Annotated in this window: 10 protein-coding genes and 1 pseudogene; 2 read left to right on the top strand and 9 right to left on the bottom strand. The window is 73.6% G+C overall.

The window, feature by feature from the left end; all coding sequences use genetic code 11:
* Positions 1-29: 29 nt before the first annotated feature.
* The 5 genes from MUY22_RS28280 to MUY22_RS28260 all read right to left on the bottom strand — a co-directional run bounded on the left by MUY22_RS28280 (position 30) and on the right by MUY22_RS28260 (position 5,854).
* The gene (locus MUY22_RS28280) at positions 30-878 is read right to left on the bottom strand and encodes a hypothetical protein (protein WP_247049485.1); all 849 of its coding nucleotides are present in this window, start codon (positions 876-878) and stop codon (positions 30-32) included.
* A 66-nt stretch (positions 879-944) separates the two neighbouring features.
* A complete protein-coding gene (locus tag MUY22_RS28275; RefSeq protein ID WP_247049483.1) occupies positions 945-1,499 on the bottom strand; it encodes a GNAT family N-acetyltransferase in 555 nt (184 codons plus the stop codon).
* 43 nt (positions 1,500-1,542) lie between these two features.
* Positions 1,543-2,259 (bottom strand): hypothetical protein, encoded by a 717-nt coding sequence (locus tag MUY22_RS28270; protein ID WP_247049481.1) that lies wholly within the window; start codon positions 2,257-2,259, stop codon positions 1,543-1,545.
* Positions 2,252-5,272 (bottom strand): DEAD/DEAH box helicase, encoded by a 3,021-nt coding sequence (locus MUY22_RS28265; protein ID WP_247049479.1) that lies wholly within the window; start codon positions 5,270-5,272, stop codon positions 2,252-2,254. The genes MUY22_RS28270 and MUY22_RS28265 overlap by 8 nt, the downstream gene beginning before the upstream one ends.
* 99 nt (positions 5,273-5,371) lie before the next feature.
* A complete protein-coding gene (locus MUY22_RS28260) occupies positions 5,372-5,854 on the bottom strand; it encodes a MarR family winged helix-turn-helix transcriptional regulator (protein WP_247049477.1) in 483 nt (160 codons plus the stop codon).
* 145 nt (positions 5,855-5,999) lie between these two features.
* Between MUY22_RS28260 and MUY22_RS28255 the strand changes: the two genes are divergently transcribed.
* Both MUY22_RS28255 and MUY22_RS28250 read left to right on the top strand, forming a co-directional pair.
* Complete coding sequence (locus tag MUY22_RS28255) at positions 6,000-6,377, top strand: DoxX family protein (protein ID WP_247049475.1); 378 nt, start codon at positions 6,000-6,002, stop codon at positions 6,375-6,377.
* Positions 6,378-6,516: 139 nt separating this feature from the next.
* On the top strand, positions 6,517-7,425 hold the full coding sequence (locus tag MUY22_RS28250) for a shikimate dehydrogenase (protein ID WP_247049473.1): 909 nt from the start codon (positions 6,517-6,519) through the stop codon (positions 7,423-7,425).
* Between the two features lie 9 nt (positions 7,426-7,434).
* On the opposite strand, the gene ccrA is transcribed toward MUY22_RS28250, so the two are convergent.
* From ccrA to MUY22_RS28230, 4 genes and pseudogenes are all read right to left on the bottom strand, one after another.
* Positions 7,435-8,778: a crotonyl-CoA carboxylase/reductase gene (gene ccrA, locus MUY22_RS28245; protein ID WP_247049471.1), complete on the bottom strand. Its 1,344-nt coding sequence runs from the start codon at positions 8,776-8,778 to the stop codon at positions 7,435-7,437.
* A gap of 39 nt (positions 8,779-8,817) precedes the next feature.
* Positions 8,818-9,345, bottom strand: a complete 528-nt coding sequence (locus MUY22_RS28240) for a hypothetical protein (protein WP_247049469.1) — start codon at positions 9,343-9,345, stop codon at positions 8,818-8,820.
* A complete protein-coding gene (locus MUY22_RS28235) occupies positions 9,342-10,124 on the bottom strand; it encodes an arylamine N-acetyltransferase (RefSeq protein WP_247049467.1) in 783 nt (260 codons plus the stop codon). Before MUY22_RS28235 ends, MUY22_RS28240 begins: the two co-directional genes overlap by 4 nt.
* A gap of 19 nt (positions 10,125-10,143) precedes the next feature.
* Positions 10,144-20,616: pseudogene (locus tag MUY22_RS28230) on the bottom strand (type I polyketide synthase); the annotation flags it as partial.
* Positions 20,617-20,631: the final 15 nt, after the last annotated feature.

Here is a 20,631-nt window from a genome sequence, read left to right as displayed (position 1 = left end):
GCGGACGAGTCATTCACGCAGCGCCGCGGCTACTGCCTCGCGAGCGCCCACGGCATGAGCTTCTCGGCGAGGGCCCGGCTGAACGGGCTCACCAGTGCCTGCAGTTCGGCGCAGGCGGGCTCGCCGATGTGGGCGTAGGGCACGACGCTGTTCTCGTCGGTCGTCTTCTCGATCTCCGCCCGGCGGGCGGCGCCGCCGGGGGTGAACGTCAGGTCGGCGTCGTCGGTGAGCCAGTCGCGCTCGCGGAGGCCGGTGACGGCCCGGTTCCAGTCGTCCTCGGACCAGCCCCGGGACGTGCGCAGGGTTTCGGCGGGAACGGCACCGGAGGCGGCGTGGGTGATGAGGGCTTCGACGCCGCGCAGGCCGGCCGTCAGCAGGGCGGCCACGTGCGCGTCGCCGCGGTACTCGCGGAGCAGGGTCTGCGCGTGCCACAGGACCAGGTGGGGCTCGGTCGGCCACGGCAGGGCCGAGTGGGCGGCGAAGAGCGGGCGGCCGGTGACGTCGCCGGTGACCGTCTCGGCGGCTTCGCGCAGGAGCACGGCGGCCCGGCGCATCTCGGGTGAGCCGATCGCGTCGCCCAGGACGCCGCGCAGGGCCTGGTCGGCCGCGGCGTAGCGGGCGGCGAGGACCGCGGCCGGTTCGCTGGCGGACCAGGCGGTGCTGATCGACGCCGTGACGAGGGCCGGGTTGAAGTTGAAGAAGGTCGCGACCACGACCGGCGCCGGGACCGCGCCGAACGCCGCCGACCGCGACGCGAAGTAGCCGGCGCGGCCGGTGATGCCGAGCTCCGCGTACGCGGCAGCGGCTTCCGGCGCGAAGTAGATCATCCCGTGGTAAGGCTCCAGGAATCGCCAGGTCCGGCGCGCCGTTTCGATCACCGCGCCAACATACCACCCGGTCGGTACGGCGCCGGGCTTCCTGCTTCCGGGCACGGCCGAAGGCGGCTACGGCCGCAGCCGCTTGCGCATGATCGGCCGGCTCGGGAACGTCCGGCCGATCTCGGTGAACCCCGCCCGGGTGAACATGGCGACCGTGCCGGTGAACACCGCGGCGGGCGACGGGACCGCCGCCGGCGCGGCGACGTCGACCGGGTGTCCGTCCACAACGGACCCCCCGTGCTCCCGCGCCCACTCGACCGCGGCGCCCAGCAGGGAAACGCCGGCACCGTGACCCCGGTGCCCGCGCCGGACGACGAAACACGTGACCCACCACGCCGCCGGATCGTCCTCGAGCAGCCGGCGCACCGCGCGGTTCCCGGTCACGCCCGGCAGCAGGGCGCGCGGCTGCACCCGGGTCCAGCCCACCGGTTCGTCGTCGACGTACCCGACGAGCCCCACCGGCACCGCGACGGTGTCGACCTCGCGACGCAGCGCGGCGCGGTTGTCCGGCTGGTCGTGCCGCCGGAACCGCTGGCACCAGCAGCTGCCGCCCCGGCCCGCGAACACCCGTTCCAGGTCCGGCCACGAGGCCGGATCCAGGGGCTGCGACCGGAACGTCATGCCGGACAGTGTCGCAGCCGGGTCGTGGCCACCGCCTGCCGAGCTAAGCGCCGGGCTCTTCCGCGAGTGCGCGGTAAGCCGGCCGGAGCAGCTCGGTGACGTCTTCGCCGCCCGACGTGATCGCGAACGGCGGGGCCTGGTCCAGGAGCGCGTCGACCGGCGTTCGCGGTCCGTGCAACGGTGCCGGGGCCTGGCCGCAGGCGAAGAAGGTGTCCATGACCTCGGTCAGGGCCGGCGACCGGTCGTCGGGGTCGAGCGGTTCGGCGGAGATGAGCCGATTCTTCAGCTCCTCCAGCAGCGTTTCGCGGTTCCGGCCGCGTAGGGCGAGGACGGTGAACGGGTCGTCGGCGACCCGGGCCACGAGCGCGGCGAACACGGCGTTCAGGTGGCCGCACGGCACTTCGGCGTCCGGGCAGGTGCAGTCCAGCGACACCTCCCGCGCCGACGACGGGAACAGCGGCAGCCGGACCGCTTTGCAGATCTGTTCGACGTCGCGGGGCAGCTCGCCGCTGAGCAGCAGGACGGTGGCCGACGCCTTCGCGGCGAGGGCGTAGGTGATCGCCGCCCAGTCCGCCTTCCCGAACGCCGTCAGCCCGATCCGCACCTGGTACGGACGGCCGTCCTCCACCTCGGCGTCGACGCGCCCGGCGCCGACCTCCAGGGATACGACGCGGCCCCGGCCGGGTGCGGGCAGGAGGACGCCGATCGCCGTCAGCGCCCGGAGGAACCGGGTCGGCCACCACGGGAGCGGTTCAGTCATCGATCGCGTCCTCCCCCAGGGTGAGCACCCCGCGCAGCGCGTCCGTGGACAGCTCGGTGAGCCGGCTTTCGCCCTCGCCGACGACCAGGCCCGCGAGCGCGCGCTTCCGGGTGATCAGCGTGTCGATGCGGTCCTCGATGGTGCCCGGGCAGACGAACTTCCGGACCTGGACGGTGCGGCCCTGCCCGATCCGGAACGCCCGGTCGGTGGCCTGGTTCTCCACGGCCGGGTTCCACCAGCGGTCCAGGTGCAGGACCTGGCTGGCGGCGGTCAGCGTGAGCCCGGACCCACCCGCTTTGAGCGACAGCAAGAGGATCCGCGGCCCGTCGCCGGCCTGGAAGCGCTCCACGATCGCGTCTCGCGCGCCTTTGGCCAGGCTGCCGTGCAGAAAGGCGACTTCGACGCCGAGCCGGTCGGTCAGGTGGGGCACGAGCATGTGGCCGAATTCGGTGTACTGCGTGAAGCACAGCACCCGATCGCCCGACGCGAGGATTTCCGCCAGGACCTCTTCGAGGCGAACGACTTTGCCGGAGCGGCGCCCGATCGGGGAGCCGTCGTGCAGCAGGTGCGCGGGGTGGTTGCAGACCTGCTTGAGCTTCGTGATCGCGGCGAGGACGTTGCCGCGGCGCTTGATGCCCTGGCTGTTCTCGATCTTCTTCATCATCTCGTCGACGATCGCGCAGTACAGCGTGCCCTGTTCGCGGGTGAGCCGGTACTCCTGCCGGATTTCCAGCTTTTCCGGGAGCTCGGGGACGATTGCGGGGTCCGTCTTCACCCGGCGCAGCAGGTACGGCCGCGTGAGCCGGCGCAGCTCGGCGGCCACGTCGGTGTCGCCCCGCCGCTCGATCGGGACGGCGAAGTGCCGCCGGAACTCGAACCTGCTGCCGAGCAGCCCGGGGTTGAGCAGGTCCAGCACCGACCACAGGTCCGCCAGCCGGTTCTCCACCGGGGTGCCGGTCAGCGCGAGCCGGTGCCCGGCCGTGAACCGCCGCACCGCCTTGGCCGTCGCGGTGTCGGCGTTCTTGATGGCGTGCGCTTCGTCGAGCACCAGGCGCCGCCAGGTGACCTTCTCGAGTTCGCCGGCGTCGCGGGCGGCGGTGGCGTAGGTCGTGACGACGAGGTCGGCCGCGGCGACCTGCTCGGCGAGCGCGTCGCCGTGCGCGCGGGCGCTGCCGTGGTGGGCGTGGACCCGCAGGCCGGGGGTGAAGGTCGCCGCCTCCCGCTGCCACATGCCGACCAGCGACATCGGGCACAGCACCAGCGTCGGCCGGTGCTCGCCCGCGGCCCGCTCCAGCGCCTCGAGCGCCAGCGTCTGGACGGTCTTGCCGAGGCCCATGTCGTCGGCCAGGCACGCCCCGAGCCCCAGCTCCGCCATGAACGCCAGCCAGGCGACACCCCGCTGCTGGTAGGGGCGCAGCGTGGCCCGGAACGACGGCGGCAGCCCGACCGGCCGCAGGGCCTGCTCGACCCGCCCGGCCAAGACGTCCCCGACCCAGCCGTCGGCGCTGACGGCGGTGACCGGGAGCGGCGCCTCCCGCGCGAGGTGCACCAGCTCCAGCAGCTCGGCCCCGGTCGGTGGCTCGGTGTACCGCTGCGGGTCGCGGCGCAGGAACTCGAGTCCGGCGCGCAGGCGATCGGCGTCGACGCTGATCCACCGGCCCCGCAGCCGCACCAGCGGGGTCTTCGCCGCGACGAGGGTGGCCAGTTCTTCCCGGCCGATCTCGACGTCGCCCACCGCGATCGACCAGCGGAACGTGGCCAGCTCGTCGCGGCCCACCCGGTTGCGGGTGACGACCTGCTCGGACGGCGTGCTGCGGACCGACAGCCGCAGCCCGAGCCGGCGCCTGCCGTCCCAGGAGGCCGGGAGCTGCACTTCGAACCCGGCCTCGATCAGCCGGGTCGCGCCCGAGGTGAGGAACCGTTCGGCTTCTTCGACGGTCAGGTCGTACTCGGCCGGCTGCGTCCGGCGCAACGCCGGCGCCAGCATCGGTTCGACCAGCGCGGCCCGGCCCAGCTCGGCGACGAGCAGCCCCTTCGGGTCCCGGACCAGCCCGTGCGCTTCGCCCGACCAGATCTGCCCCGCCGAGAGCAGCAGGCTCGGATCGGCCGTCGCGCGCAGGAGGAACCGCAGCTGCCACTTGGTGCCGTCGCCGGTCTGGTCGTCGGGATCGGCGTCGGCCGGCCGGCGCAGGGTGGCGGCTTCGGTCAGCCGGAAACACGCCCGGCCGTCGACGACGTCGGTGTCGGCGACCTCGTCCCACTTCGCGACGGCCTCGGCCAGCACCCCGAGCTCGCCCAGCGGCAGCTCGACGCGGGGACCGCCGCCCTGCAACGCGGCCAGCCACACCCCGGCCGCGCCCCGGCCCCCGCGCAGGTCGACGGGCGGCTCCGCGCGCGCCAGCCGGTCCCGGACCGCCGTGTCGGCCAGGGTGTGGAGGGCGTCGGTGACGAGCGCGCGCGGCGAGGCCCCGGTGAGCGGCGCGACCTGCTCGGCCCGCCCGACCGGCGGCATGGCCGCGACCAGCGCGTCGAACGCGACGAAGTCCACGCCTTGCAGCACCGGGCGCCACCGGGCCTCGGCCGCGTCGCCCTGGCGGAGCAGCGTCGGCAGCACCCGCCCGCGCCGCACCAGATCCGCGGCCAGGCGGGCCACCGCGCGCAGGTAGGTGACGGATTCGCCGTACGAGGCGGCGTCGTCGAGGTCGTCCAGCTCGGTCGCGTCGACGATCAACGCCGGCACCGACCACGCCCGCAACGACGGCGCCGGGCCACGTCGCCGGCCACCCGCCGCCTCGCTGGAGGCGAGCGGCCGGCTCGCCCGCGACGGCAGCAGCAGCGTCGCCGACGTGGGTTTGCCGGGGTGCAGCGCGGTCAGCTGCGCACTGGAGACCGCGAACGGGTGCGGCAACGCGATCCGCGCCGACCGGCTCGACGTACCGGCCGGGCCCCGGTCGTGCTCCGCCCACAGCAGCAGCCCCCGGCCCGGCGACCACAGGGCGTGCACCACAGGCAAGGTCCGAGGCTCCTTAGTCCGATCCGGGTTCCCCCCAGATCGTCGCACGCCGGACGCGGCGGCCGTCGGCGGTGCGGGAGGATGAGACGAAGAGGGCCGCTACTCCCCGCTGCCGGCTTCGTCCACGACGGACGCTTCACCGATGCGACGGCTGATCTCCTGGAGCTGCCGGCGCTGCGCTTTGCTCAACGGGTCGAAGACCAGCCTGCGCACCTCGGCGACGTGCCCCGGCGCGGCCTCGACGAGCTTCTCCCAGCCCGCGTCCGCGAGCGTCGCCAAGGTGTAGCGGCCGTCCTCGGGATCAGGCCGCCGCTTCACCCAGCCGGCTTCCTCCATGCGTTTCACCACGTGCGACAGCCGGGACAACGACCCGTCGGCGAGCACGGCCAGCCTGCTCATCCGCAGCGTCCGGTCCGGCGCCTCGGAAAGCCCGGCCAGCACCTGGTATTCGAAGAAGCTGACCCCGGAGTCCCGCTGCAGCTGCGTGTGCAGCGCCGACGGTACGCGGATCAGCAGGCTCGCGAGCGCAATCCAGATCTCTCGCTCCCGTTCGTCGAGCCAACGAGCTTCGTACGCTGTCATGACCTCATCCCGAATAGCCGTGCGACACCGGCGAACCGTAGCACGAGGCACTTGACGCTTCAAGTCAGATCACTTGACGCTTCAAGTCCTCGGCTGCTAACTTCCGGCGAGTTCCCCACCATCAACATCGGAGACGTCGAAGATCATGAATGTCGCACTGTGGATCATCGCGGGCCTCCTGGCCCTCGCATTCCTCGCAGCGGGCGCGATGAAGCTGCTGCAGCCCAAGGAAAAGCTCGCCGCCGCCGGCATGGCGTGGACCGAGGACTACTCCGGCGGCTCCGTCAAGGGGATCGGCGCGATCGAGATCGTCGGCGCGATCGGCCTGATCCTGCCCGCGCTCCTGGTCATCGTTCCGATCCTGACGCCGATCGCGGCCACCGGCCTGGCGATCACGATGCTCGCCGCGATCGTCGTGCACGTCCGCCGCAAGGAGAACCAGGCGCTCGCCGCCCCGGTCGTGCTGCTCATCCTGTCCGCCGTGCTCGCCTGGGGCCGGTTCGGTCCGTACGCGATCAGCTGACGCGGCCGCGCCGCAGTCCACAGTGGACGATGATGCAGACCCACTGTCCGTCGGCACAGCCGCTCCGGTCCCCCACGGGACGCGGGCCGCGATCCCTGACGTCGATGCCGGGCGTCGACGTCAGGGGCACGGGCAGCGGATGAGCACCACCCCGCGGCCGCCCGCCGGCTCGTACCACGCCGGGCTCCTGGGTGCGGGAATCCGTGGTTCGTTCTCCCCCGCCCTGCACGAGCACGAGGCGGCGGCGCTGGGCATCCCCGGGCGGTACGAGCTGCTCGACCTCGACGAGCTCGCAGCGGGCCCGGCCGACCTGGGAGCACTGATCGCCGGCGCGCGAGCGGCCGGCTGGCAGGGGCTCTACGTCACCCACCCCTGCAAGCAGGCGGTCATCCCCCACCTGGACGCGCTCGCGCCCGACGCGGCGGCCATCGGCGCCGTGAACACCATCGTCTTCGGCCCGGACCTCGCCGTCGGCCACAACACCGACTGGTCCGGGTTCGCCCGTGGTCTGGACGTCGGCTTTCCCCGCGGCCTCGACGAGCAGGACCTCGCGGAGGTCGTCCTGCTCGGCGCCGGCGGCGCCGGCTCCGCCGTGGGGCATGCCCTGCTCACGCGCGGGGTGCGCCGGCTCCACGTCGTCGACCGGCTCGACGAGCGGTCGGCCGGCCTGACGCGGACGCTGGCCGCCCGGTTCCCGGGCCGCGCGGTCGAGCACGCCGGTCTCGGTGCGCTCGCGGACCTGCTGCCACGCGCGACCGGGCTCGTCCAGGCCACCCCGGTCGGGATGACCGGGCACCCCGGTACGCCGGTCCCCGCGCGGCTGCTCCACGCCGGCCTGTGGGTGGCCGACGTCGTCAACCGTCCACTGCGGACAGAGCTGCTCGCCGCCGCGCGGGCCCTCGGCTGCCGGACGCTCGACGGCGGGCCGATGCTCGTCCTCCAGGCCGCCGACGGGATCGCCTTGCTCACCGGCCACCGCCCGGACGACGACCGGATGCTCGCCGACTTCCACCGCATCGTCGCCGCGGGTGATCGGCACGGCGGCTGACCGGCGCGGTCACCGCCGGAACGCGTTGATCCCTTCGAGGTGCTTCGCGCGCTTCTCCTCATCCCGGACGCCGAGGCCTTCCTGCGGCGCGAGCGCGAGCACGCCGACCTTGCCCTGGTGCGCGTTGCGGTGCACGTCCAGCGCGGCCTGCCCCGTCTCCTCCAACGCATACGTCTTCGACAAGGTCGGGTGGATCAGACCCTTCGCGATCAGTCGGTTCGCCTCCCACGACTCACGGTAGTTCGCGAAATGGGAGCCGACGATCCGCTTCAAGTTCATCCACAGGTACCGGTTGTCGTACTGGTGCATGTATCCCGAGGTCGACGCGCACGTCACGATCGTCCCGCCCTTGCGCGCCGCGTAGACCGACGCGCCGAACGTCTCCCGGCCCGGGTGCTCGAACACGATGTCCGGGTCCTCACCACCGGTCAGCTCCCGGATCTTCGCCCCGAAACGCTGCCACTCCTTCGGGTCCTGCTCGGTGTCGCTCTTCCAGAACTTGTAGGCCTCGGCGCTGCGGTCGATGATCAGCTCCGCGCCGAGCTTCCGGCAGATCGCGGCCTTCTCCGGGCTGGACACCACACACACCGGGATCGCGCCGCCGTTCAGCGCGTACTGCGTCGCGTAGGAGCCGAGCCCACCCGAGGCGCCCCAGATCAGGACGACGTCACCCTGCTTCATGTCCGCACCGTTGCGCGAGACCAGCTGCCGGTAGGCGGTGGAGTTGACCAGCCCGGGGGAGGCGGCTTCCTCCCAGGTGAGGTGATCCGGCTTCGGCATCAGCTGGTTCGCCTTGACCAACGCGACCTCGGCCAGGCCGCCGAAGTTCGTCTCGAAGCCCCAGATCCGCTGCTCGGTGTCGAGCATCGTGTCGTTGTGCCCGTCCGGGCTCTCCAGCTCGACGTTCAGGCAGTGCGCGACCACCTCGTCGCCGGGCTTCCAGGTGTGCACCCCGACCCCGGTCCGCAGCACGACACCGGACAGGTCCGACCCGACCACGTGATAGGGCAGGTCATGCCGCTTCGCCAGCGGCGAGAGCTTCCCGTACTTCTTCAGGAACTTGAACGTCGGGATCGGCTCGAAGATCGACGTCCACACGGTGTTGTAGTTGATCGCACTCGCCATCACCGCGACCAGCGCCTCACCAGGGCCCAGCTCCGGCGTCGGGACCGCCTCGATGTGCAGGGACTTGCGCGGGTCCTTGTCCTGGCCGGCCATGCCCGCGAACATGTCGACCTCGTCGGCGTGCACCGTCACGCCGCGGTAGTGCTCCGGTACCGGCAGCGCGGCCACGCCGCCGGAGTCACCGGCCAGGATCGCCTGCCGGATGTCGTCGAGTCTTCCGTTCGGCACGGATGTCCTTTCATCGAAGGTGCTGGTCCACCGCGCGGATCACGGGAGGAAGCCCGCGTCGAGCCCGTCGTCCGCGGTGTCTGTGCGCCACAGGCGCTTCCCGGCCGGCGTCGCCTTGTCCGCCGCGGAGTCCAGGAAGTTCCGGCCGGGGCTGGTCAGCCACTCGCGCAGCGCGTCCGCCCACCACGCGGTGTCGACGACCCACTTGCGCCCGGACTCCGGCGCCGTCCGCTCGGCCGCCAGTTCCGCGGCCCAGCCGTCGACCGCGCCCGCGAACACGGCCTCCGCGTCGGGTACACCGAGCGTCTCGCCGATCGCCGGCCAGGTCAGCCCTTCCGCCCGCGCGGACACCACGGCGCGTTCGAGGTAGCCGGAGGCCAGCTCGGTCAGGGCCCGGGCGGCGCGCAGCTCGGCCCGGTCCAGCTCGTGCGGCCAGTGGTGTTCGGGCACCACGGCGTGCCGCGCGCAGACGGCGATCTCCCACGCCGCCTTCGCCGCGGCCACCTTGGCGTGCAGGGCGGGCGGGAAGGCGCCGGGATCCGGCGCGTCCCCGGGCCCGGACGTCACCGGTCACCGGCCAGGATGGTGTCCAGCGCCTCGGCGAAGTCCCCGGGGTCGACCAGGGAGGTCGACTTCTCGTAGCCGTCCGCCACCGTGAGGTACCGCTTGCCGACGAGCAGCATGTGCCCGTCGCCGGACGAGCGGGCCCGGATGACGGCGTTCGCGAGCACCGTTCCCTCCGTGAACTCCTGCATCCGCTTGGCGAACCCCTGCCAGTCCTCGACGCGGCGCCCGTCCGGGGTGAAGCGGTAGACCGCGCGCCACTGACCGGTGCGGCTCCGGCGGTGCAGCGTCTGCAGGCCCGCCTGCTCGACCACCTTGTACCGGCAGCCGTACTGGTGCTGCACCTCGGAGTTCAGCCGCAGCGGGTCCAGGTAGGACGGACCGGAGAAGCCGACGTCCGCCAGCCACAGGTCCTCGTGCTCCCCCATCGAGACCCCGGTGAACAGGTGGGACAGGTCCGGCGAGAAGGTCCCGTCTTCCTGGCGCACCCCGGCCGAGATGATCCTGGTCCCGAAGCCGAGCTCGCGCAGCAGCCGGCTGAACAGCGGGTTCAGCTCGAAGCAGATGCCCCCGTTGCCGTCGCGCACGATCTTGTCGAAGGTCGCGTCGAGGTCCACCTCCGCGATGTTGGCGGGCAGCTCGCCGTCGGCCGTGCCGAACTTCGTGTTGTCGTAGGGAATCGTCATCAGGTGGAGCTTGTGCAGCTGCTGCAGCGTCTCCGGAGTGGCTGTCCGCGGACCCGGGTAGCCGAGGCGATCCAGGTACACCTCAGTGTCGAACATGCTTACGCCCTTCGTGGGTTCAGGCCGTCAGGGCCCGGAGGCGTTCGGTGACGCGGGCCCGCGCGGCCGCGTCGGGGATCGCCGCGATGCTCGCTTCCAGCTTGTCGATCTCCTCTAGCAGGAGCATCGGCTCGGTTTCGGAGCCGGCCCGGGGCTCGGCGAGGGCCTCGGGCCGCAGGCCCGCGATGAGGTGGTCGGTGAGCGCCGCCGGCGTCGGGTGGTCGAACACGACGGCGGCGGTGAGCCGCACCTCGGTGGCCGCGCCCAGCCGGTTGCGCAGTTCCACGGCGGTCAGCGAGTCGAAGCCCATCTCCCAGAGGTCCTGCTCGGGATCGAGGGCGCTCGCGCCCGCGTGGCCGAGCACCGCCGCCGACGCCTCCAGCACCAGGTCGAGGACGATCTTCCGCTGCTCGCCCGCCGAGCGCCCGGCCAGCTTCCGGGTGAGCGGCTCGGCGTTCACGGCCGCGCTTTCCGCGCCCCGCCGCACCGGCCGGACCAGCGCCCGCAGCAGCGGTGGCACCGCGTCGCCCGCCGGCGGGGTGAGGTGCATCGGGACCAGCACGGCGTCCGGCGACCGCAACCCGGCGTCGAACAGCGCCAGGCCGTCCACCTCGGAGAGCGCACGGAAACCCTTGCGCGCCAAGCGCTCCCGATCCGCGTCGCCGAGGCGGTCCGCCATCCCGCCGGCCTGGTGCCACGCACCCCACGCCAGGGACACCGCCGGCAGCCCGTGCGCGCGCCGCAGGTGCGCGACCCCGTCGAGGAACGCGTTCGCGGCGGCGTAGCCGGCCTGGCCCGGACTGCCCACGATGCCCGCGGCGGAGGAGAAGAGCGCGAACGCCGCCAGGTCCAGGTCCTCGGTCAGCTCGTGCAGGTGCCACGCCGCGTCGGCCTTGGGCCGGAAGACGGTCTCGATCCGGGGCGCGCTCAACGCGGGGACGACGCCGTCGTCGAGGACACCGGCGGTGTGCACCACCGCCGTCAGCGGGTGCTCGGCGGGGATCAGCGTGAGCAGCTTCCCGAGCGCGTCCCGGTCGGAGACGTCGCACGACACGACGGTCACCCGCGTGCCGTGTGTTTCCAGGTCGGCCGTCAGCTCGGCCGCGCCGTCGGCGTCCGGTCCCCGCCTGCTGACCAGCAGGAGGTGCCGGACGCCGTGCTCGGCCACCAGGTGGCGGGCGACGAGAGCGCCGAGGCCGCCGGTGCCACCGGTGACGAGCACCGTGCCCTCGGGGTCCAGCGGCCGGGCCGGGTGCTCGGCAGCCGCGGGACGACGGACCAGCCGGGGCACCGTCACCGCTCCGGCGCGCACCGCGGCCTGGGGTTCGCCCGCCGCCACCACGGCGGCGAGCGCGGCTCGCGAGGAGCCCGCGTCGTCGAGGTCCACGACCACGATCCGGTCCGGGTTCTCCGACTGCGCGGACCGGAGCAGCCCCCACACCGCGGCGGCGGCCGGGTCGGTCAGCTCGGCGCTGTCGGCCACGGCGACCGCACCGCTGGTCAGCACCACGAACCGGGCCGCGTCCGCCTGGGGCTCGTCGAGCCAGTCCTGCAGCTGTTCGAGCGTCGTGGCCACGAGGGTGCGCGCCGCGGCCGGGTCCGTTGTGCGCCCGGTGAGGTCGAGGACCGTCCATTGTGCTGGGTCGGTGACCGGCTCCGGCAGGGTGACGGGCGCCCAGTCGACCCGGTGCACCAGGTCTTCGACGCCCCGGCCGGCCGGACGCAGGTGACCGGGGTCGAGCGGCCGGAGGGTGAGGGTGTCGACGGTGACGACCGGGCGGCCGGCGGTGTCGGTGGCGTGGAGGGTGAGGGTGGTGGGGCTCGTCGGGGTGAGGCGGACCCTCAGCGTGGTCGCGCCCGTGGCGTGCAGGGTGACGCCGTTCCAGGCGAAGGGCAGGTGCGGGGTGGCCGGGTCCGGCGGCGCCGGGGTGAAGGCGTTCGTGTGCAGGGCGGCGTCGAGCAGGGCCGGGTGGATCCCGAACCCGCCGTCACGGCGGTCCCCACCGGCCGCGGGGAGGGTGATCTCGGCGTAGACGCGGTCGTCGTCGGTCCAGGCGGCGGTCAAGCCCCGGAAGGCCGGGCCGTAGTGGTAACCACCCTCGGCGAGGGTGTCGTAGAAGCCTTCCACCGCCACCGGCCGGGCGCCCGCCGGCGGCCACACGGAGGTGTCGCCGACCGGCGCCGGGGGCCGCGCGGCGTCGAGGGTGCCGGACGCGTGCCGGGTCCAGCCGGGACCGTCGTCCGGCTGCCCGGTGTCGGGGCGGGCGTGGACGGTGACGCGGCGGCGTCCCGTGTCGTCGGGTTCGGCGACCCGCAGCTGGATCCGCACCGCGTCCGCCCCGGACAGGACCAGGGGCCGCTCGAGGACGAGCTCCTCGACGACGAGGCAGCCGACCTCGTCGCCGGCCCGGACGGCCAGCTCCACGAACAGTGTTCCCGGCACCAGCACCACGCCGGCCACCACGTGATCGGCGAGCCAGGGGTGGGTCCGCACCGACAACCGGCCGGTCAGCACCACGTCACCGCCTTCGGCCATCAGCAGCGCGGCCCCCAGCAGCGGGTGTCCCGGTGGCACCAGTCCCGCCGCCGAGACGTCGCCCGACCGCGGCGGGACGTCCAGCCAGAACCGCTCGTGCTGGAAGGCGTACGTCGGCAGCTCGACCGGCTCACCGCCGCCGAAGTGCGCGGCCCAGTCCACCGGCACACCACGGACGTGCAACTCGGCCAGCGCGGTCAGCACACCCCGGGTCTCCGACACTTTCTTGCGGCCGGTGGCCACGAACCCGATCCGGGTCTCCGGCGGCAGCGCGTCCGGCCCCATCCCGGTCAGCACGCCACCCGGGCCCGCTTCCAGGACCGTGGACACACCCAGCCCGGCCAGCGCCGCGAGCCCGTCGGCGAACCGCACCGTGGCCCGCACGTGCTCCACCCAGTACGCCGGGTCCGACACCTGCCCCGGCTCGGCCACCGCGCCAGTCACGTTCGACACCAGCTTGAGCACCGGCTCCCGCAGCGTGATCTGCTCGACCACCGCGCGGAACTCGTCCAGCATCGGCTCCATCAACGCCGAGTGGAACGCGTGCGAGACCCGCAGCCGCCGCACCCGGCAGCCCGCCTCCCGCAGCTCGTCCGTCACCGCGGTGAGCGCGTCCTGCTCGCCGGACAGCACCACGGACTCGGGGCCGTTGACCGCCGCCACCGACACCACGGCACCGGCCTGTTCCAGCACCTCCCGCACGCGCTGCTCGGTCGCACCGGCGACCGAGGCCATCGCCCCGCCCGCCGGCAACCGCTGCATCAACCCGGCCCGGGCCGCCACCAGCCGCGCCGCCCCGGCCAGGTCGAGCACGCCCGCGACGAACGCCGCGGTCACCTCGCCCACCGAATGCCCGCCGACCACGTCGACGCGCACGCCCCACGACTGCAGCAACCGGAACAACGCCACCTCGAACACGAACAGCCCCGGCTGCGCCCAGCCCGTGTCGTCCAGGAACCCGCCGCCGGTGTCCCCGGTTTCCCCGGTGAACATCACCGAACGCAAGGCGGCCGCGTCCAGCCACCGATCCAGCTCGGCGCACACTTCGTCCACCGACGCCCGGAACACCGGGAACCGCTCGTACAGCTCGTGTCCCATCCCGGCGCGTTGGCTGCCCTGGCCGGAGAACATCACCGCGACGCCGCCCGGACCGGCCACCCCCGAGACGACGCCGGGTGCGCCCTCGGCCAGCGCGCGCAACCCCGCGACGGCCTCGTCGCGGTCGGCGGCCAGGACCACACCGCGGTCCGGCAGCAGCGCCCGCGTCGTCACCAAGGACGTCGCCACGTCCGCCAGCGACACGTCGTCGTTGTCCACAAAGGACGCCAACCGGGCCGCCTGACCCCGCAGTCCCGCCGCACCGCGGCCCGACACCACCAACGGCACCACACCGCCCGGCGCCGGTTCCCGAGCAGGAACCTCGACCTCGGGTGCCTGTTCGAGAATCACGTGGGCGTTGGTGCCGCTGATCCCGAACGACGACACCCCCGCCCGCCGCGGACGGCGTGCCTCCGGCCACTCCCGCGACTCCGTCAGCAACCGCACTTCACCGGCGGACCAGTCCACCTTCGGGGTCGGCTCGTCCACGTGCAACGTCTGCGGCAGCACACCCCGGCGCATGGCCTGGACCATCTTGATCACACCCGCGACACCCGCAGCACCTTGGGTGTGACCGATGTTGGACTTCACCGAACCCAGCCACAACGGCTCGACCCGATCCTGACCGTAGGTAGCCAGCAACGCCTGCGCCTCGATCGGGTCACCCAAAGACGTGCCCGTACCGTGCGCCTCAACAGCGTCCACATCGGACACCGACAGGCCCGCGCTCGCCAGCGCAGCCCGGATCACGCGCTGCTGCGACGGACCGTTCGGCGCCGTCAAACCGTTCGACGCACCGTCTTGGTTCACCGCCGAGCCGCGCACCACGCCCAGCACCCGGTGCCCCGCCGCACTAGCCACCGAGAGTCGCTCCAGCAGCACCAACCCGACACCCTCACTGAAACTGGTGCCGTCCGCCGCACCCGCAAAGGCCTTACACCGCGCGTCGACAGCCAAACCACGCTGACGCGAGAAGTCCACGAACAGACTCGGCGTCGCCATCACCGTCACACCACCGGCCAGAGCCATCGAACACTCACCACGACGCAACGCCTGCGCCGCAAGGTGAATCGCCACCAGCGACGACGAACACGCCGTGTCCACCGTCAACGCCGGACCCTCGAACCCCAGCGAATACGACACCCGGCCGGACACGACACTGCCGGAGTTGCCGGTTCCGAGGTAGCCCTCGATCTCCTCCGGCACCAGCCCGGCTTCCGGCAGGTAGCCCTGGTACATCACGCCGGCGAACACGCCGACGTCGCGGCCCCGCAGGGAAACGGGGTCGATACCCGCCCGCTCGAAGGTTTCCCACGACGTCTCCAGCAGCACCCGCTGCTGCGGGTCCATGGCGAGGGCCTCGCGCGGGCTGATCCCGAAGAACCCCGGGTCGAAGCCCGCCGCGTCGTCGAGGAAGCCGCCTTCGCGGACGTAGCTCGTCCCGCGGTGCTCGACGTCGGGGTCGAACAGGCGCTCCACGTCCCAGCCGCGGTCGCCGGGGAAGCCGCCGATCGCGTCGCCCCGGCCGGACACCAGGTCCCACAGGTCCTCCGGCGACGCCACGCCGCCTGGGAAGCGGCACGCCATCCCCACGATCGCGATGGGGTCGTCCGTGGCGGCGACGGGCGCCACCGGCGTGGTGGCCGCGCGCCGGCCCGACAGCTCGTCCTTCAGGTACGCGGCCACCGCCAGCGGCGTCGGGTAGTCGAACAGCAGGGTCGCCGGGAGGCGCACCCCGCTCGCCGCGGTCAGCCGATTGCGCAGCTCCACCGACGTCAGCGAGTCGTAGCCGATGTCGCTGAACGCGCGATCGGGCTCGATCATGTCCGTGGTGGCGTGCCGGAGCACGACGGCGGCCTCGGCGCGGACCAGCTCCACCAGCGCCCGGCTCCGTTCCTTCTCCGGCAGGCCGGCCAGCCGCTGCAGCAGGGAGCCGGCGTCGGCCGCGACGTCCAGTACCGAGCGCCGTCCCGGCCGCCCGGTCAGGGCCCGCAGCAGCGCGGGCACCGGGCCTTGGCGCGCGCGGATCGCCGCGAAGTCGAGGTGCATGGGTACCAGCAAGGCCTCGGCCGAACGCAACCCCGCGTCGAACAGCGCCATCCCCTCCGCGGAGGTCAGCGCGCGCAGGCCGCCGCTCGCCAGCCGGCCGTGATCGGCCCGCTCCAGGTTGCGGGTCAGCCCGGTGACCTGCTCCCACAGTCCCCACGCCAGCGACACCGCGGGCAGGCCGAGCGCGCGGCGCCGCTGCGCCAGCGCGTCGAGGAACGCGTTCGCGGCGGCGTAGTTCGCCTGGCCCGGATTGCCCAGCACGCCGGCGCCGGAGGAGAAGAGCACGAACGCGGCGAGATCGAGGCCCGCGGTCAGTTCGTGCAGGTTGACGGCCGCGTCGATCTTGGGCCGGAACACGGTGTCGAGGCGCTCGGGCGTCAGGGCGGACACCACGCCGTCGTCGAGGACCGCCGCGGCGTGGACCACCGCGGTCAGCGGCCGGTCCGCCGGGATGCTCGCCAGCAGCGCGGCCAGCTCGGCCCGCTCCGCCGCGTCGCACGCGACGACGCGGACCTGCGCGCCGAGGCCGGCCAGCTCGGCTTCGAGGGCCGGCGCCCCCGCCGCGTCCGGGCCGCTCCGGCTGAGCAGCACCAGGTGCCGGATCCCGTGCCCGGTCACCAGGTGCCGGGCCACCACCGCGCCCAGGGTCCCGGTGCCGCCGGTGATCAGGACGGTGCCGCCGGGGTTCAGGGGCGTGCCCCGCTGCTCGCCGGCGACGGTCCGCGCCAGGCGGGGCACCGAGACGACGCCCGCGCGGATCGCCGCCTGCGGTTCACCGGACGCGACGACCGCGGGCACCGCGGCCCGTGACCGCTCGTCGTCGTCGAGATCGAGCACCACGATCCGGTCCGGGTTCTCCGACTGGGCGGACCGGACGAGTCCCCAGACGGCGGCGGCCGCCGGGTCACCGGCCTCGTCCGGGCCGGGCACCGCGACCGCGTGCCGCGTGACGACGACGAGACGCGCGGTTTCCGGCTGGTCCTGGGCGAGCCAGGTCCGCACCGCCTCGAGCACCTGGCCGGCCGCGGCCCGGGCCGCGGCGGGGTCACCCGGACCGGCCGGGACCTCGACGACGTCCCAGGTCGTCTCCCCGGTGTCCGGCGGCGCCGCGAGCCCCGCCGCGGTCCAGTCGACGCGGAACAGGGAGTTCGCCAAGAGGGAGTTCGACGCGGTGGTGACCGGGCCGGTGGCGACCGGGCGCAGGGTCAGCGACCCGATGGCGGCGACCGGCGCGCCGGTCTGGTCGGCCACGGCGAGGGACACGGTGTCCGCGCCGAGGTGCGTCGCCCGCACTCGCAGCGTCGTGGCGCCGGAGGCGTAGAGGGTGACGTCGTTCCAGGCGAACGGCAGCAGCGTCCGGCCCGCCACCGTCTCGGCCAGCGACGTGAAGTTCATGCTGTGCAGGGCGGCGTCGAGGAGCGCGGGGTGGATCCCGAACCCGGCCGCCTTCGTGGTCTCCGGCGGCGCGGTGATCTCGGCGTAGACGTCCGCGCCGCGGGTCCACACCTTCCCCAGGCCCCGGAACGCCGGTCCGTACTCGTATCCGGCCTCGGCGAGGGAGTCGTAGAAGCCCGTGACGTCCACCGGCTCCGCGTCGGCCGGCGGCCACTCCGCCAGCTCGAAGCCGGCCGCGGGTTCGGTGGCGGTCAGCGTCCCGGCGGCGTGCCGGGTCCACGCACCGTCGTCCTGGGCGTCGTCGCGGCTGTACACGGACACCGAGCGGCGCCCGGTCCCGTCCGGGTCCCCGACCACGACCTGGAGCGCGACCGCGTCGGTCCCCGGCAGCACCAGCGGCGCCTCGATGATCAGCTCTTCGACGACCGGGCAGCCGGCCTCGTCGCCGCCCCGGATCGCCAGCTCCACGAACAGCGTCCCCGGCACCAGCACCACACCGGACACCGCGTGATCGGCCAGCCAGGGGTGCGACCGCACCGACAACCGGCCGGTGAACAACACGCCGTCACCGCCGGCCAAGCCCGTTCTCGCGCCCAGCAAGGGATGCTCCGGCGACCTCAGCCCAGCGCCCGACACGTCCCCCGACACCGGCGGCACGTCCAGCCAGTACCGCTCGCGCTGGAACGCGTACGTCGGCAGTTCCACCCGCCGGGCCCCGTTCCCGGCGAAGCACCCCGGCCAATCCACCGCGACCCCACGCACGAACAGCCCCGCCGCGCCCGTCAGCAACCGCGTAAGCCCGCCGTCGTCGCGACGCAGCGAGCCCGTCACCACGGCCGGCACGCCGTCGTGCCCGTCGAGGACGTCCTGGACGCTGGTGGTCAGCACCGGATGCGGGCTCACCTCGACGAACGCGCGGTGCCCCTGCTCCAGCAACGCCTCGATCGCGGGCGCGAACCCGACCTGGTGCCGGACGTTCCGGTACCAGTACCCGGCGTCCATGTCCGCGCCGTCCACCCAGTCCCGGGTGACGGTCGAGAACATCGGCACCTGCCCGGCGACGCCCTTGACACCGGCCAGCGCCTCAAGCAGCTCGTCCCGGATGGGTTCCACGTGCGCGGTGTGGGACGCCACGCCGGCCTTGACGAGCCGGGCCCGGACGCCGTCGGCGTCGCACCGCGCCTTCAGCTCCGCCAGCGCGTCCAGGTCCCCGCCCACCACCACCGACGCCGGACCGTTGACGGCGGCGATCTCGGCCCGCCCGGCCCACGGCTCCAGCAGCTCGGCGGCCTGTTCGGCCGCGAGGGCGATCGACATGATCCCGCCCCGGCCGGTCATCCGGCGCGCCATCACCCGGCTGCGCAGGACCGCGACGCGGGCCGCGTCCTCCAGCGACAGCACCCCCGCCACGCAGGCCGCGGCGATCTCACCCTGGGAGTGCCCGACGACCGCGTCCGGCGTCACCCCGAACGACCGCCAGACCTCGGCCAGGGCCACCGACACCGCGAACAGCACCGGCTGCACGACCTCCAGCTGATCCAGTCCGGGCGCTCCGGGCGCGCCGCGCAGCACGTCGGTCAGCGACCAGTCCACCAGCGGTTCCAGCGCCCGGGCGCAGTCGGCGAACCGGGCGGCGAACGCCGGCGAGGTGTCCAGCAGGTCCAGCCCCATCCCCGGCCACTGCCCCCCTTGCCCGGGGAACACGAAGACCCGCTTGCCTTCGACGTCGGCCACGCCCGAGGTCACGCCGACCCCCGCCGCGCCGTCCGCGAGCGCCCGCAACCCCGCCACCGCCTCGGCGCGATCGGCCGCCAGGACCACCGCGCGATCGGAAAGCGTCGCGCGGGTCGTCACCAGCGAGTGCCCCACGTCGGCGAGCGACACACCCTCTTGGTCCACAAAGGACACCAGTCGCGCCGCTTGCCCCCGCAGGGCCGCCGCCCCGCGGCCCGACACCACCAGCGGCACCACGCCGGACCGGCTCACGACCCCGGGCTCGGCGCCGGAGCCGTCGTCGGCGGTCGTCGCCGGCTCGAACTCGGGCGCCTGCTCGAGGATCAGGTGCGAGTTCGTGCCGCTCAGCCCGAACGAGGACACCCCGGCCCGGCGCGGCCGGTCCGCCTCCGGCCACTCCCGCGCTTCGGTCAGCAACCGCACCCCGCCGGCGGACCAGTCCACCTTCGGCGTCGGCTCGTCCACGTGGAGCGTCGCGGGCAGCACACCGCGGCGCATGGCCTCCACCATCTTGATCACGCCGGCCACGCCCGCGGCGGTCTGGGTGTGCCCGATGTTCGACTTCACCGACCCGAGCCACAACGGCCGGTCCGGCGACCGGCCCTGACCGTACGTCGCGATGAGCGCGTCGGCCTCGATCGGGTCACCCAGCATCGTGCCCGTGCCGTGGGCCTCGACGGCGTCCACATCGGACGCGGCGACCCCGGCACCGGCCAGCGCGGCCCGGATCACCCGCTGCTGCGACGGACCGTTCGGCGCCGTCAGCCCGTTCGACGCGCCGTCCTGGTTCACCGCCGAACCACGCACCACGGCCAGCACCCGGTGCCCCGCCGCGCGGGCCACCGAAAGCCGCTCCAGCAACACCAGCCCGACACCCTCGCTGAAGCTGGTGCCGTCCGCCGCGCCCGCGAACGCCTTGCAGCGGCCGTCGGGCGCCAAGCCGCGTTGCCTGCTGAAGTCGACGAACGCGCCCGGCAGCACCATCACCGCGACCCCGCCGGCCAGCGCCATCGAGCACTCACCGCGTCGCAGCGCCTGCACGGCGAGGTGAATCGCCACCAGCGACGACGAACACGCCGTGTCCACCGTCAACGCCGGACCCTCGAACCCCAGCGAATACGACACCCGGCCCGACGCCACGCTCCCGGCGGTCCCGGTCCCCATGTAGCCCTGGCCCGCGCCCGGCACCTTGCCGAGGAACTCCGCGTACTCGTGGTAGAACAGGCCGGCGAAGACGCCGACGTCGCTGCCCCGCAGCGAAACCGGGTCGATGCCCGCGTTTTCGAACGTCTTCCACGACGTCTCCAGCAGCAACCGCTGCTGGGGGTCCATCGCCAGCGCTTCGCGCGGGCTGATCCCGAAGAAGGCCGCGTCGAAGTCCGCCATGTCGTGCAGGAAAGCGCTTTCGCGCACGTACGACGCGCCGTCGCGGTCCGGGTCCGGATCGCCCAGCGCGGCCAGGTCCCAGCCGCGGTTGCCGGGGAACGCGCCGACGGTGTCGACGCCGTCGGCGACCACCCGCCAGAGGTCTTCGGGCGAGGCGACCCCGCCGGGGTAGCGGCAGCCCATTCCCACGATGGCGATGGGCTCCGACTCGATCTCCCGCAGGCGCTTCTGGGTCCGGCGGGCGTCGGCGACCACGCGCTTGAGGTAGTCGCGCAGCTTGTCGTCATCTGCCATGGCAGGAAGGCTCCT

The organism is Amycolatopsis sp. WQ 127309 (assembly GCF_023023025.1).
GTDB lineage: Bacteria > Actinomycetota > Actinomycetes > Mycobacteriales > Pseudonocardiaceae > Amycolatopsis.
Note: the sequence above shows the minus strand (reverse complement) of the source record. Positions and strands in the feature narration are given on the sequence as shown.